The sequence below is a fragment of the Rhodococcus sp. 14-2496-1d genome (assembly GCF_002259365.1).
GTDB lineage: Bacteria > Actinomycetota > Actinomycetes > Mycobacteriales > Mycobacteriaceae > Rhodococcoides.
In genome coordinates, this window is record NZ_NPFV01000017.1 from 37,136 (window position 1) to 51,844 (window position 14,709).

A 14,709-nucleotide genomic window follows, 5' to 3' on the forward strand; every position below is an offset into this window, starting at 1 on the left:
GAGAGCCTGCGAAAAGCGTTGGGGTGAAAACGAACAACGAGCAAGCCGGCCGCACCATCACTTCTTCTGGCGTCGGCTCCCGCCGTGCCAGTCCTGGACCACGCCCGCTTCGTCGTCCTGCACACCGAGGGCCTTCAACTGAGGAAGCTCACGCAGACTGCGCTTCATCTCGGCGAAGCCGGGGAACCGAGCGAGGCCGATCACGTTGTCCCACAGTGCTACTGCCTCCTCGTCGCTGGGGAGTCGGCTGATCACCGGGCCGAAGAAGGCAACTCCGTCCGGCGGCTCGAAGGCGATGATGGGTGTGCCGACGTCCTTGCCGGTCAGTGACAGCGCATGATCGGTTTCGGCTCGGATCTCCTCGTCCAGAGACGAATCATCCAGTGCTGCGGTGTGACGGGTGGGTAGCCCGAGTTCTTCGAGGATCGGCCCGAGGAATTCCGCGGTGCCGCGATGTCCGTGGCTCGCAGCGTCGTCGGGCACCGCCTCGGTGTCGAAGATGTGCGTGCCGAGGGCCTCGTACAGTGGCCCGATCGCGTCCGACCCGTGCTCGCGACGAATGTCGGCGGCAGCCCGCAACAGTCGCAGACCTGCGGTGTGACCGGCCTCGTACTCGGGTGGAAAGTGCGCGTCGTAATCGATGTGCGAATTGAGCAGCCGCAGCGAGATGAACCGCCAGTCGACGGTGTAGTCGCGTTGGGCTTGGACCTTACGGACCCATTTGCTGGTCATCCAGGCGAACGGGCACACCGGATCGAAGTAGAAGTCGATATCGGCCATCGAGGGGACGCTCCTTCTGGGACGGAAGTTCCGTGTGGTCGACGGTATACCCGCGCCGACGCTGTCAGTTCTCGCCCAACAGAGCCGCGCGCTGCTCGTTCACCACCGCGCGGATGGCGTCGACCACCGCCGACACCTCCGGCCGTCGCAATGTTTCGCTTCGGGTGACGAGCCAGTAGGTCAGTTTCACCGCGATGGCGTCGGGCAGGATTCGTTGTAGGTCGGAGTGGCGGTCGGCCATGAAGCACGGCAGCAGTCCGATGCCGGCCGAGGCGCGGGTCGCCTCGACGTGGACGAAGACGTTGGTGGAGGTGACCGATTCGCGCATCGTCGGGGTGAAGTTGGGGGCCAGATCGAGATCGTCGACGTGCAACATGGAGTCGATGAAGTAGATGAACGGGTGCGCGGAGAGGTCGGCCGGCACCTGCGGAGTTCCGTGGTCCTTCAGATAGGCCTCGGATGCGTAGAGGCCGAGTAGATAGTCCCCCAGCCGGATGGCCTCCGCGCGGTGCACCTGCGGTTGGCCGACGACGATCTCGATGTCCAGGCCCGATCGCTGCTGCGATGCCCGTCGGGTGACCGCGACGATCTCGACACTCACCCGCGGGTGAGCGCGCTGCACCCGCGCCGCGGCCGGGGCCGCGATGTAGGCACTGAATCCGTCGGTGGCCGAGATGCGTACGACGCCCTCCAACGCACCCGCGTCGCTCGAGACGAGGGTGCGCAGCGCGTCCTCGACGGCCTCGGCAGCGGCCAGCGCGCCGCGGCCCAACTGCGTCAGCTCCCAGCCACCGGCACCCCGCGTCAGGACCCGGCCACCGAGGGTGTCCTCGAGCGCGGCGATGCGTCGGGAAATGGTCGTGTGGTTGATGCCCAGGTCGTCGGCAGCAGAACTGTAGCGACCTGTTCGACTGACAGCGAGCAGCACCAGCAGGTCGTCTGCACTGGGGATCTTCGCGCCACCGAGCGTCATGTCTGCAGTTTTGCAGATCCGACCTGCGTTCATGGCTCTTGCGCCGAGAAACATCTGCACCAATACTCAGAGCAACCCGCCAATGTGTGGTCTGTCACAACAGTGACCATCGAGTGCCGAGTAACACAGGAGAGTCAATGAGCGTCGATCAGCCGCTGGCAGAACGGTCCGAACCGGACCCCGATGCCACCCCCGCAGGCCTCAAGAAGGTCGTCGGGGCATCGATGGCAGGCACCATCGTCGAGTGGTACGAGTTCTTCCTCTACGGAACCGCCGCGACACTGGTGTTCAGCAAGATCTTCTTCGCCGCCGGAACCAGCGAGCTCGACGCCATCCTCGCTGCCTTCGTCACCTACGCCGTCGGCTTCGTCGCACGACCGTTGGGTGGCATCGTCTTCGGCCACTACGGCGACAAGTACGGCCGCAAGAAGTTGCTGCAGTTCAGCCTCGTCCTCGTCGGCGGAGCCACGTTCCTCATGGGCTGCCTGCCCACCTTCGAGGCGATCGGCTACTGGGCACCGGCCTTGCTGGTGACGCTGCGATTCATCCAGGGCTTCGCCGTCGGCGGCGAATGGGGCGGCGCGGTTCTCCTTGTCGCAGAACACAGCCCCAACAAGTCCCGCGGATTCTGGGCCAGCTGGCCGCAGGCAGGCGTGCCCGCCGGCAACCTGCTCGCCACCGTCGCTCTGCTCGTCCTGACGACCACCCTGTCCGACGAGGCCTTCCTCAGCTGGGGCTGGCGCGTCGCGTTCTGGCTCTCTGCCGTCATCGTTTTCGTCGGCTACTACATCCGCACCAAGGTCTCCGACGCCCCGATCTTCCTCGAGGCCCACAAGCAGGCCGAGGTCATCAAGGCTGCGTCGTACGGCGTCTTCGAGGTCGTGAAGCGTTACCCGCGTGGCGTGTTCACCGCGATGGGCCTGCGCTTCGGTGAGAACGTCATGTACTACCTCGTGGTCACCTTCTCGATCACGTACCTCTCGGTGGAAGTGGGAACGGATACCTCCACGATTCTGTGGTGGATGCTCATCGCCCACGCGATCCACTTCTGCACGATTCCGTTGGTGGGCAAGCTCGCCGACCGCGTCGGGCGTCGCCCCGTCTACTTCGCCGGTGCCATCACCGCCGCGACGTGGGGCTTCTTCGCCTTCCCGATGATGAACAGCGGACACAACGTCGTCATCATGCTGGCCATCATCATCGGCCTGATGTTCCACGCCTTCATGTACGCCACGCAGCCGGCCATCATGGCCGAGATGTTCCCGACGCGGATGCGTTACTCCGGTGTGTCCCTCGGCTACCAGGTCACCTCGATCGTCGCCGGTTCGCTGGCCCCGATCATCGCGGTGAAGCTGCTCGACGTCTACGGCTCGTCCGTGCCGATCGCGGTGTACCTCGCCGTGGCCTGCGCGATCACCGTGGTTGCCGTCGTCATCGCGAGGGAAACAAAGGGACTGGCGCTCGAAAGCATCGACATCGCCGACGCCAAGAACCTGGCCACCGAAGCCGAGCTGGCCAAGGCTGGTCTGCTCGATCAGAATGTGAAGCAGTGACCGACCTGACCGGACGCTCCGCCCTCGTCACCGGTGGAGCGTCCGGCATCGGGGCCGCGTGTGCACGCGAGCTGGCCGGCCGGGGCGCACGCGTCACCGTCGCCGATGTGAACGACGTTGCGGCAAAGGAATTGGCGTCGGAGATCGGCGGTGACGTCTGGTCGGTGGATCTGCTCGACACCACCGCTCTCGACGACCTCCGATTGGACGTCGACATCCTGGTCAACAATGCGGGCATTCAAACCGTCGCACCGATCGTCGACTTCGACCCAGGCGCGTTCCGCAGAATTCAGACCCTGATGGTCGAGGCTCCGTTCCTGCTCATCCGAGCTGCCCTGCCGCACATGTACTCTCGCGGCTTCGGTCGAGTGGTCAACCTGTCTTCGGTGCACGGACTGCGGGCATCGGAATTCAAGGTCGCCTACGTCACCGCCAAACATGCGCTCGAAGGCATGTCGAAAGTGACGGCCCTCGAAGGTGCCGCCCACGGTGTGACGAGCAACTGCGTCAACCCGGGATACGTGCGCACGCCGCTGGTCGAGAAGCAGATCGCCGACCAGGCCAAGGCACACGACATCCCCGAGGACGAAGTACTCGAAAAGGTCCTGTTGACCGAGGCTGCCATCAAGCGACTCGTCGAACCCGCCGAAGTCGCCTCATTGGTCGGCTGGTTGACCTCCGAGCACGCAGGCATGGTCACCGGAGCGTCGTACACGATGGACGGTGGTTGGTCGGCTCGATAGTCCGCGCCCCGCGTCAATGGACCACTGCATACGTCTGAGCGTGTCAATGTGCCATCGACGCGGAATCGTGAACTGGGTGGATGGACCCTTGCACACGTCTGACCGGTGCAAGGGTCCATTGACGCGAACGGGGTAGGCGCGAACCAGGGCGGGCGGGTGAACGGACCCATCCCGAACAGCAAGAAGCCCCCGTGACGTGTCACGGGGGCTTCTCTGGCGGAGGATAGGGGATTTGAACCCCTGAGGGCGTTAACCCAACCCGCGTTCCAGGCGAGCGCCATAGGCCACTAGGCGAATCCTCCGTGGCGGAGCTTACCCGGTTACCCCCACCATCTCCCAAATCGGGAGGCGCGAAGGGTGGTGATGTGTTGCCCGGCGGGAGGCGGCTACACTTCCTAACGGATCCCGCGCGGCGCGCATCCTGTGAACTCCCCCAGGGCCGGAAGGCAGCAAGGGTCAATGGGCTCTGCCGGGTGCGCGGGGTCCCCTTTATTCAGTGGCAGCAACACTGTCCGGGGAACCCAGTCACCGAGAGGCCGCTCCGCATGTCAGCGCAAACCCAGTTGGGTCTGATGAACCATGAGGAGCTTGCCTCCGAGCACGAGCGGCAGAGCGCGAAGTACACGCAGCTCAAGACCGAGAATCTGAAGCTGGATCTCACTCGCGGCAAGCCGTCACCCGAGCAGCTCGATCTCGCTGCCGAGCTGTTGACGCTCCCGGGCGCGGACTACAAGGACGGCAACGGCACCGATTGCCGCAACTACGGTGGGCTCGCGGGCCTGCCGGAACTGCGCGCCATCTTCGGTGAACTGCTCGGCATCCCGGTGAAGAACCTGCTGGCCGGCAACAATGCCAGCCTCGAGATCATGCAGGACCTCGTGGTCTGGGCGCTGCTGCACGGTCTGCCCGACTCGCCGCGGGCCTGGTCGGCCGAGCCGAACGTGCGCTTTCTGTGCCCGGCTCCCGGCTACGACCGGCACTTCGCGATCACCGAGAGCTTCGGCATCGAGATGATCTCTGTTCCCATGGGACCCGACGGCCCCGATGTGCACGAGATCGCCAACCTGGTGGCGTCGGACCCGCAGATCAAGGGCATGTGGGTGGTGCCGAACTACGCGAACCCCACCGGTGCCGTCTACTCCGAGGAAGTTGTGCGAGCGCTGGCCACGATGCCCACGGCTGCACCGGACTTCCGACTGTTCTGGGACAACGCCTACGCGGTCCATCCGTTGACCGAGGAGTTCGCGCCGTCGTACGACGTGCTCGGCATGGCGGCCGAGGCAGGCTTCCCCAACCGCGCGTTCGTGTTCGCGTCGACGTCGAAGGTCACGTTCGCCGGTGCGGGCGTCAGCTTCTTCGGCAGTTCCGAGGAGAACCTCGCCTGGTACCAGAAGCATCTCGGCAAGAAGAGCATCGGGCCGGACAAGCTGAACCAGCTGCGGCACCTGCGTTTCTTCGGTGACGCCGCCGGCGTGCGGGCCCACATGGCCAAGCATCGCGAGATCCTGGCCCCGAAGTTCGCTCTGGTGCAGCAGATCCTCGAAGACCGTCTCGGTGCGTCGAAGATCGCGTCGTGGACCGAACCAAAGGGTGGCTACTTCATCAGCCTCGACGTGCTCGAGGGCACAGCCGCTCGGTCGATCGCGCTGGCCAAGGACGCCGGAATCGCGCTGACGGCCGCCGGCTCGGCCTTCCCGTACGGAAAAGATCCGGAAGACAAGAACATTCGCCTCGCCCCGAGCTTCCCGTCGCTCGGTGAGCTGGAGAAGTCGATGGACGGAGTCGCGACCTGCGTACTGCTGGCCGCGACGGAGAAGCTCCTCGAAAGCTAGTGGTGTGGTTATGCGCCCCCTGAGGCGCATAACCACACCACTGCGCGTAGCGCACTAGTGCCCGACGACAACCGCACCTTCGGGAGCCGACGGTAGCGGTCCCTTCTTCAGCAGCGTGGCCGACAGCACTGCGCCGAGCAGGAAGATTCCCGACGCCCACCAGAACGTGGTGGTGTAGCTGGCGATCTCGGCATTGGCCTGCAGCAGAGCCGCGTCGGTTGCCGTCGCCATGTTGGAGCTGACGTAGCTGGTGGCGGCGTTGGCAGCCACTGTGCTCAGGAGCGCCGTGCCGATCGAGCCGCCCACCTGCTGCATCGTGTTCACCGTTGCCGATGCGACGCCGGAGTCGTCCGGGTCGACGCCCGAGATCGCGCCCTGCATGGCCGGTGCCATGGTGGCCCCGAGTCCGAGGCCCATGATGACCAGGCCGGGCAGGATGTGCGTGACGTAGCTGCTGTCGATGTCGATCTGCGTCAGCAGTCCCATTCCGACCGAGGCCACGATCAGGCCGGTCGTCATCAGGATGCGCGGCCCGAAGCGGGGGAGGATCAGCGCCGTCGACAGGGTGGCGGTGAGGATCAGCGACGCGATCATCGGCATGAACGCGAACCCGGTGGTGATGGGTGTGTACTTCAGGGTGTTCTGCAGGTAGTAGGTCAGGAACAGGAATACCGCGAACATGCCTGCACCGGTGACGAATACGGCCAGGAACGATCCCGCACGGGTGCGATCGAGGACGATGCGCAGCGGCAACAGGGGGTGCTCGACGCGCATCTGGATGGTCACGAATACCGCGAGCAGAACGACACCAGCGGCGAGGAATCCGAGGGTGACCGAGTTGCTCCAGCCGTCGGACTCGGCGTGTGCGAAGCCGTAGACGATGGAGAACAGTGCAGCCGAGACCGCCAGGGTGCCGGGGATGTCGAGCTTCGGCCGGACGTCGACCTTGTGCTTGGCCAGGAACAGGAACCCGCCGACGAAGGCGAGTGCAGCGAAGATCAGGTTGACGTACAGGCTCCAGCGCCAGTTGGCCCATTCGGTGAGCATGCCGCCGAGCAGCAGGCCGAGTGCGCCGCCGCCGCCTGCGATGGCACCGAAGATGCCGAATGCCTTGGCGCGTTCCTTGGTGTCGGTGAAGGTGGTGGCCAACAACGACAGGGCGGCGGGGGCCAGTAGTGCGCCGAAGAGACCCTGACCGGCGCGAGCCGCGACGAGCATGCCGAAGTTGACGGCCGCGCCGCCCACCGCCGACATCAACGCGAAGCCGACGAGGCCGATGAGGAAGGTGTTGCGGCGACCGAAGAGGTCGCTGAGCCGTCCGCCGAGCAGCAGCAGGCTGCCGAACGCGAGGGCGTATGCGGTGACGACCCAGGAGCGATCGGCGTTGTCGAAGCCCAGGTCGAGCTGGGCAGCGGGGAGTGCGATGTTCACGATGGTCGCGTCGAGCACGACCATGAGCTGGGCCAGGCCGAGCGTGGCGAGAATCAGCCATCGATTCCTATGCGCACGTTCGTCCGCCGGTGTCGTGGTCGACGTCGCGTCGCCCACGTTCTCCGATGAAAGGGTGGTCATGGTGTCCTCGGTTCGACTATGCGGAGGTGTATCCTCCGGTTGTAGAACAAGGTAGCAGCGAAGTGGAGGACTGTCCTCCGCTTATCGGGTGAAACGGACATCGAATGAGTGTGAGAGCCGACACATCGGCAGCGAAGCCCCTCCGTGCGGACGCCGAACGCAACCGTCGACGCATCGTGGACGCGGCGCGCGAACTGTTCGCCTCACGCGGAATCGACATCACACTCGACGACGTCGCTGCCCACGCCAAAGTGGGCGTCGGAACCGTCTACCGACGGTTCTCCTGCAAGGAAGAGTTGATCGACGGCGTCTTCGAGCAGCGACTCGAAGACATGCTCGCGACCGCGGAGCGCGCACTCGAGGCCGAGGATCCGTGGGAGGGGCTGGTGCAGTTCCTGGCCGAGGTGTGCGAGGGGATGTCCTCCGACAGGGGACTCGGTGAGGTCGTCCTCGGCTCGGACGAAGGCTGTCGCGGCATCGCTCGGGTTCGTTCGCGTATCGATCCGTTCTTCGAGAAGATCGTCGAGCGAGCGCTCGCGTCCGGGCAGCTGAGGTCCGATATCGCGGTCAACGATTTCTATCCGGTGCTCGGCATGATCGGCGCGAGCGTCGAATTCTCCAGCGCCGTCGATGCGACCAACTGGCGTCGCTACTTCACCGTCCTCCTCGACGGTCTGCGGGGCGACGGTGTCCCGCGCTCGGCGCTTCCAGGGCGTCCCTTCACCAGCGACGAGGTCGACATGGCCAAGACGGCGATGCATCGTCGTCGACGCTGAGTGAACTGGGTCCACGTCACGAAACCTTTTGCGTTGTGCGATCGATCACGTAGGGTCCCTAACGGAATTGAGTGCTACCCGATGTACCGCTTACTCGGGAGCTGGGGATCGACGTTGGGGGATTCGAGTTGCGTTCGACGCGTGTCATTTTTTCGGCAGTAGCGGTATCCGCGGTGCTCATCGGTATGACCACTCCGATTGCATCTGCAGCCCCGGGCTCCGGATCGTCGACGGGTTCCACCGTCGAATCGGACTTCTACGTACCGCCGAGCCCGCTGCCCGCAGGCTCCCCGGGTGACGTGATCCGGTCCGAGCCGTCGCATCTCGCTCTGTCGGTCCCCGGAATCGGTGGCCCTCTGCCCGGCGCGGCGACGCGAATCATGTACCGCAGCACCGACTCCAACGATGCGGCCAATGCCGTCACGGGCACCTACATCGATCCTGCCGCACCGTGGACCGGGCCGGGCCCGCGTCCGCTCGTCGTCCTCGCTCCAGGAACCCAGGGCCAGGGCGATCAGTGCGCGCCATCGAAGATGCTCAACAACGTCATCACCTACACCCCGCCGCTCGGCTTCATGGTCGAGTACGAGGTGCTCGCCGCATACTCCCTGCTGTCGCAGGGATACGGCGTCGTCATCACCGACTACGAGGGCCTCGGCACTCCCGGTGCGCACACCTACGTCAACCGCGCCTCGGAAGCACACGCTGTGCTCGACGCCGCCCGCGCAGCGCAGAACCTGCAGGGCACCAAGATCTCCGCGGACGGTCCGGTCGCGGCGTACGGCTACTCACAGGGCGGCGGAGCAGCAGCTGCTGCCGCGGAGATCGCCGGAGAGTATGCACCGGAGATCGACCTCGTCGGCACCTATGCGGGCGCACCCCCGGCGGATCTGAAGGCGACCCTCGAGCAGGTCGACGGCACCATCCTGACCGGCGTGATCGGCTACACCCTCAACGGTCTGCTCAATTCCGATCCCGGTCTGCAGCCGATCGTCGACGAGAACATCAACGACGCAGGCAAGGCCATGCTGAACCTGGTGGCGAATCAGTGTGTGGGAGAAACGATTCTGAACGTCGGGCTGCACCGCACCAACGAGTACACCAAGACCGGCGAGCCGCTCTCGGTTGTACTGGACCGGCTGCCCATCGCCGCAGACATCCTGGCCAAGAACAAGATCGGTGAACGCACACCCAACGCTCCGGTGCTGATCCAGTCCGGTACGTCCGACGACATCGTGCCTCACGGACAGGCCGTCGGGCTGGCCGGTGACTGGTGCGGCAAGGGTGCCACCGTGCAGCTGAGTGCCGCGCAGGTTCCGGCAATCGTGCCGGGTTCCGGTGCCGGACACCTGATTCCGGACCTCCTCGGTCTCGGTGAGGCCCAGAACTGGATCAAGGATCGGTTCTACGGAGTGCCCGCTCCGTCCAACTGCTGATCTGCCGAAGTACGGCCCGCGCGGGTCAGCGCGGGCCGTACATGATCACCGCCACACCGATCAGTGCGATCGACGACCCGGCGATGTCCCAGCGATCGGGTCGAAAGCCGTCGGCCACCATCGCCCACAGCAGTGATCCCGCAACGAACACACCGCCGTATGCCGCCAGGATCCGACCGAAATTGGCGTCGGGCTGCAGCGTCGCCACGAAACCGTAGGCGCCGAGGGCGATCACGCCCGCTCCCGCCCAGAGCCATCCGCGATGTTCGCGGACCCCCTGCCACACCAGCCATGCCCCGCCGATCTCGAACACGGCCGCAACCCCGAACAGCATGACCGACTTCACAATGTTCATGCGACAAAGGCTCCCACAGCCCCGACCTGGTGTAGAAAGATGCCTTTGGGGGTACAGGCCTACAGGCCCCGCGTCGAGGGCCGAGTCGGTAGGGGTGAGTTTCACATGCGGGACAGCTACACGGAGACGCTCGATTCCTTGGCGTCGAACCTGTCCGAAATGTCGAGAATCGCCGAAAAGGCAATGGTCGACGCCACCCGTGCACTGCTGACCGCCGATATCGTCATGGCCGAGCAGACCATCGAATACCGCGAGGAGATCGATACCCTCGCCGCCGAGTGGGAGCACGGAGCATTCGGCTTCCTGGCCCTGCAGGCACCGGTCGCCCACGATCTACGACGCGTCGTCTCCGGGATCAATATCGTCGCTGACCTACAGCGGATGGGCGGACTCGCCGTCCACGTCGCAGAGTTGGCTCGCCGCCGCCATCCCGCGCACGTACTTCCGCCCGAGGTCGAGGGAGTGTTCGAGGAGATGGGCCGGGTTGCCGTCGCCCAGGCAGCGGCCACCCAACGCGTGCTGGAAACCCGAGACGCCGAACTCGCAGCCGACCTCCGGATCCAGGACGAGGAGATGGACGCGCTGCACCGCAGCCTGTTCATGCTGACCTCCGCACCCGATTGGCCGCACGGTGTGCCGGCCGCAGTGGACATCACGCTGCTCGGACGCTTCTACGAGCGATACTCGGACCACACTGTCGAGGTCGCCAAACGCGTCATCTTCCTGGTGACCGGCGATCGCCCCACCGACGAGTCATAGTCTGCGCGAACGGCTCGAAGATGGCAGGATCGGCACGATGAAACGTGACGTCTCTGCGTACCTCGATGTCGACGTGACCGAGGCCAGCACCCTCGAGTTCCAGATCGCAATCGCACCTCATCCGGGAACCGATGTGTGGGAAGCACTCTCGTTCACACTCGACGGTCAACCGATCGAGGCGCAGGAGATCAGCGGCGCTCACGGCACCCGCATCCACAAGATCCACGCCGACGTCGGCAAGCTCGAGGCGTCGTATTCGGCAACCATCTACGGCAACACCGAGCCTGCTCCGGTCTCCGACTACGACCTCTCGCTCTACCTGCGGCCGAGTCGATACTCCGAAGCGGACAAGTTCTTCGGTTTCGCGGCAACGGAATTCGGTTCCTACCCGCCGTCGGAGAAGCTGCTCGCGGAGGTCTCGTCCTGGGTCGGTGCCCGTCTGAGCTACGTCCCGGGCAGCAGCGACCCCATCGACGGCGCGGTCGACACCCTCCTCGCCGGAGCCGGAGTCTGCCGCGACTACACCCACCTCGTGGTGGCCCTGCTGCGTGCGGTCAACGTCCCCGCTCGCCTGGTCGCGGTGTACGCACCGGGCTGCGATCCCATGGACTTCCACGCGGTCGCCGAAGCATTCGTCGAAGGCCAATGGCGAGTGGTGGACGCGACATGCCTCGCACCGCGATCGACCCTGGTGCGCATCGCCACCGGACGCGACGCATCCGACACCGCCTTCCTCGACAACCACGGCGGATCGATCATCCTCAACAGCGCCGTGGTCGGAGCCGTCGTCGACGGACCACTGCCCTTCGACGACATCACCCAACTGGTGTCGATCACCTGATCGCACGAGTACACGCGCGTGGCAGGATCGAGGCCATGTCTCGCACACTGCACCTCGTCGGCGATCCCGAGGCCGATGCACTGCTCGCCGAGGATCCGTTCGCGCTGTTGATCGGCATGTTGCTCGATCAACAGGTACCGATGGAGTCGGCGTTCGCAGGCCCCAAGAAGCTCGTCGACCGTCTCGGCGACCTGAAAGTCGACACCGTCGCCGACGCCGATCCCGAGGAATTCGCGGCCCTGTGCGCGCAGACCCCGGCCGTCCATCGGTTCCCGGGTTCGATGGCCAAGCGCATCCAAGGGCTGGCGGCGTTCCTGGTCGAGAACTACGACGGAAAGCCGCAGGAGATCTGGACTCGCGACGATCCCAACGGTGCCGAAGTGCTGAAACGACTCAAGGCCCTCCCCGGCTACGGCGATCAGAAGGCCCGCATCTTTCTCGCGCTGCTCGGTAAGCAGATGGGCGTCACGCCCGACGGCTGGCGCAAGGCCGCCGGACCGTACGGCGACGACGGAGCGCGTCGATCCATCGCCGACGTGGTGGACGAGAAGTCGTTGCTCGAGGTGCGCGAGTTCAAGAAGGCGGCGAAAGCGGCAGCCAAGAACAAATAAGTCTGTCGGTGCCGGTCGTTACAGTGACCAGAACTTTCACCGGGGGGCGAGATGACCGACAGTATCGGGACGTACGAGGGCTGGCTGGCGTCTCTCGACGAGGACGCGCTGACCGATCTGCTGCACCGTCGGCCGGACGTGGCGACCGACCCACCACCGCGCTCGTTCGGCTTGCTCGCGCAGTTGCTCGAAGCCCCGTCTCGGGTGTCGATGCTGCCGCGTCGACTCGACAGCGGTGCGCTCGCTCTCCTCGAATTATTTGCGCTCATGGGCGATCTGAGCCGCGCGGAGATCGGGCACTGGGCGAGTGAAGGATCGATCAACGAGACACCACACATCGATGCAGCTCTGGCCACACTGACGGCCCACGGGTTGATCTGGCCGAATTCCTCACTCGGCGCAGGCACTGTCGAATACTCACCCGTCGACCTGTCCGGGGTGTTCTCGCATCCGTTCGGACTGGCCCGCAGGCAGCGAAAGCTGTTCCTGCACTGCGCAGTCGAGCAGGACAGGGTGGCTGTGCTGTCGCTCCTCGGTATCGACCCGACGCTCGAGCGAGCGGCGCGCGCGGACTCCGTTGCCACTGCCATGACGCCCGAACGTATCCGCGAACTGTTCGACGGCGGGCCGGAGGAGATGCGAGAGATGTTGTCTCGCTTCGTTGATGGCAAGCCGGTGTCACTGATCTTCGATGTTCCTCCGACTGCAGGCGCGGCCGCATTCGAGCGGGGATTGTTGTATCGACTCGACGGGCATCGCGTCGAGATGCCGTTGGAGGTGAGCATCGCCCTGCGAGGGGAGCGGTGGCGTCTGCCCATCGAACTCACGCCGCCGACATTCGACACCCGAGTGCTCTCGCACGACGACGTGCGGCGCACACGTTCGATCGCCCTGCTGCAGTTCTGCGAACACACGCAGGCGTTGCTGACGGCCATCGACGCCGACGGCCTGACGACGATGAAGACCGGTGGCGTCAGTGCCAAGGGGATTCGGTCGCTGACGAGCAGGCTGGGATTCGCCGACGAACACGACACCGCGTTGATGCTGATGCTGGCCCACGAAGCCGGACTGCTGGCCGAACGCGGGAAGACCGGAATCGCGTTGACCTCGGCGTACGAGACGTGGTCCACGAGCACGCGGGCCGAACAGGCGGCCACATTGCTGACGGCATGGTGGAGTTCGCCCTTCACGCCCACCCACCGAGTGCCCCGTGCGTCCCAGAAGACCGTTCCCGTTCTCAAGAAGATGCTCGACGACCCGGCGGCAGCGGACCTGCGTGCGACGGCGCTGACGGCTCTGCTGCGATACGAGGACGCCGACGCGCCGGCGACGGTTCTGCATGGTTCGGAGGATTTTGCCCGGTATCTGGACTGGCACATCCCGGTCGTCTCGACCAGCGCCGGGGCCGGTCACGTGCACGCGCTGTGGCTCGAGGCCGGTCGACTCGGGGTACTGGCCGACGGTGCGCCGACCGATCTGTGCCGCACCCTCACCGAGTTCCCTGCGGGTCGAGACGGCGACCCTCGCGAGATCCGCGCGGCTCTGACAGCACAGTTGCAGGACATGGCCGGGTGGGTTCCGTTCTCCGTTCGGCTGTTGCCCGATTCCACGGCGGTGGTGACCGGACCACCCAGTACCGAGGTGGCGTCGATACTCGGCTCGGCGGCGCAGCCCGAGTCGAGGGACGTCGCGTCGGTCTGGCGTTTCACCCCGGCGACCATCCGGGGCTTCTTCGACACCGGCGGCACCGGCGAGGAGTTGATCGATGCGTTGACCGCGATGGCCGACACCGAGTTGCCTCAGGCACTGGACTACACGATCCGAGACTGCTGGCGCAGCTACGGCGCACTGGCCGTGAGGAGGATCCCGTGCGCGATCGTCTCCGAGGACGTCGTCCTGTTGACGAACATCGAGACCGACGAGTCACTGGCCGTGCTGCAGTTCCAGCGCCTCGCTCCCACCGTCCTGGTCAGTTCGGCCACGCCCATCGACACCATCGCCGTGCTTCGCAGGCACGGATACTCCCCGGTGCGGCACTCCGACACCGGGCAACTCCAACTCGACAGCGCGCCTCGAATCCGCACGGGGGAGACTCGGGAGACCCATCGTGCCGTCCACCCGGCACGGCACCGCCGCGAACCACGCGAGCTCGCGCGGCTCCTGCTGGCCGGCGGCGACGGAGCCGTCGACGAGGCACGAGTGCGGTCTGCACTCGATTCACACAGCCGGCTGCTGCCGCGTGAGCTGGATCTGTTGACCGACGCCGCAGCGCGCGGCACACCCGTCTCCATCGACTACCAGAACTCCAGAGGAGCCATCGTTCGGCACGCGATCTCGGATGCGCTGCAGGACGGCCACTGGCTGCACGCGCTCTCGGAATCGACCGGCAGCCGCGAGAGCTTCGCCATCATGAACATCAGAGCGGTATCCACCCGTCCACAATGACCGGCGATGCAACTGTGTCCGTGGTCGCCGGTA

At 65.3% G+C, this 14,709-nt stretch carries 13 protein-coding genes, 1 tRNA gene and 1 other RNA gene; 10 read left to right on the plus strand and 5 right to left on the minus strand.

All coding sequences use genetic code 11. The features are described from left to right. Positions 1-57 precede the first annotated feature (57 nt). Together CH296_RS12345 and CH296_RS12350 are read right to left on the minus strand one after the other, a co-directional pair. The gene (locus tag CH296_RS12345; protein ID WP_094684891.1) at positions 58-780 is read right to left on the minus strand and encodes a hypothetical protein; all 723 of its coding nucleotides are present in this window, start codon (positions 778-780) and stop codon (positions 58-60) included. A gap of 64 nt (positions 781-844) precedes the next feature. After that, on the minus strand, positions 845-1,753 hold the full coding sequence (locus tag CH296_RS12350) for a LysR family transcriptional regulator (protein WP_179273014.1): 909 nt from the start codon (positions 1,751-1,753) through the stop codon (positions 845-847). A gap of 137 nt (positions 1,754-1,890) precedes the next feature. Between CH296_RS12350 and CH296_RS12355 the strand changes: the two genes are divergently transcribed. Then, positions 1,891-3,306 carry an MFS transporter gene (locus tag CH296_RS12355; RefSeq protein ID WP_032395319.1) on the plus strand — a complete coding sequence of 472 codons (1,416 nt, stop codon included), beginning with the start codon at positions 1,891-1,893 and terminating at the stop codon, positions 3,304-3,306. Further along, complete coding sequence (locus CH296_RS12360; protein ID WP_032395318.1) at positions 3,303-4,049, plus strand: 3-hydroxybutyrate dehydrogenase; 747 nt, start codon at positions 3,303-3,305, stop codon at positions 4,047-4,049. The genes CH296_RS12355 and CH296_RS12360 overlap by 4 nt, the downstream gene beginning before the upstream one ends. Positions 4,050-4,263: 214 nt before the next feature. Here CH296_RS12360 and CH296_RS12365 read toward each other — a convergent pair. Continuing rightward, positions 4,264-4,351 (minus strand) — tRNA-Ser (locus tag CH296_RS12365). Positions 4,352-4,446: 95 nt separating this feature from the next. Between CH296_RS12365 and ffs the strand changes: the two genes are divergently transcribed. Next, positions 4,447-4,541: signal recognition particle sRNA small type (gene ffs / locus CH296_RS12370), an RNA gene on the plus strand. Between the two features lie 53 nt (positions 4,542-4,594). Continuing rightward, positions 4,595-5,881 (plus strand): aminotransferase class I/II-fold pyridoxal phosphate-dependent enzyme, encoded by a 1,287-nt coding sequence (locus CH296_RS12375; RefSeq protein ID WP_032395317.1) that lies wholly within the window; start codon positions 4,595-4,597, stop codon positions 5,879-5,881. Positions 5,882-5,935: 54 nt separating this feature from the next. On the opposite strand, the gene CH296_RS12380 is transcribed toward CH296_RS12375, so the two are convergent. Next, a complete protein-coding gene (locus CH296_RS12380) occupies positions 5,936-7,453 on the minus strand; it encodes a DHA2 family efflux MFS transporter permease subunit (RefSeq protein ID WP_032395316.1) in 1,518 nt (505 codons plus the stop codon). A gap of 104 nt (positions 7,454-7,557) precedes the next feature. Between CH296_RS12380 and CH296_RS12385 the strand changes: the two genes are divergently transcribed. Beyond that, on the plus strand, positions 7,558-8,229 hold the full coding sequence (locus CH296_RS12385; protein ID WP_032395315.1) for a TetR/AcrR family transcriptional regulator: 672 nt from the start codon (positions 7,558-7,560) through the stop codon (positions 8,227-8,229). Between the two features lie 185 nt (positions 8,230-8,414). Next, positions 8,415-9,665: a lipase family protein gene (locus tag CH296_RS12390; RefSeq protein WP_032395578.1), complete on the plus strand. Its 1,251-nt coding sequence runs from the start codon at positions 8,415-8,417 to the stop codon at positions 9,663-9,665. A 25-nt stretch (positions 9,666-9,690) separates the two neighbouring features. Here CH296_RS12390 and CH296_RS12395 read toward each other — a convergent pair whose 3' ends face one another. Then, the gene (locus CH296_RS12395; protein WP_094658975.1) at positions 9,691-10,020 is read right to left on the minus strand and encodes a YnfA family protein; all 330 of its coding nucleotides are present in this window, start codon (positions 10,018-10,020) and stop codon (positions 9,691-9,693) included. 105 nt (positions 10,021-10,125) lie between these two features. On the opposite strand from CH296_RS12395, the gene phoU reads away from it, so the two are divergent. Genes phoU through CH296_RS12415 form a run of 4 tightly spaced genes read left to right on the plus strand, consistent with a single transcriptional unit; the run spans position 10,126 to position 14,676 of the window. Next, positions 10,126-10,779, plus strand: a complete 654-nt coding sequence (gene phoU / locus CH296_RS12400) for a phosphate signaling complex protein PhoU (RefSeq protein ID WP_032395313.1) — start codon at positions 10,126-10,128, stop codon at positions 10,777-10,779. Between the two features lie 37 nt (positions 10,780-10,816). Further along, a complete protein-coding gene (locus CH296_RS12405; RefSeq protein ID WP_052049483.1) occupies positions 10,817-11,620 on the plus strand; it encodes a transglutaminase family protein in 804 nt (267 codons plus the stop codon). 35 nt (positions 11,621-11,655) lie between these two features. Next, on the plus strand, positions 11,656-12,231 hold the full coding sequence (locus CH296_RS12410; RefSeq protein ID WP_032395311.1) for an HhH-GPD-type base excision DNA repair protein: 576 nt from the start codon (positions 11,656-11,658) through the stop codon (positions 12,229-12,231). Positions 12,232-12,282: 51 nt separating this feature from the next. Continuing rightward, a complete protein-coding gene (locus CH296_RS12415) occupies positions 12,283-14,676 on the plus strand; it encodes a helicase-associated domain-containing protein (protein ID WP_094684892.1) in 2,394 nt (797 codons plus the stop codon). Positions 14,677-14,709: the final 33 nt, after the last annotated feature.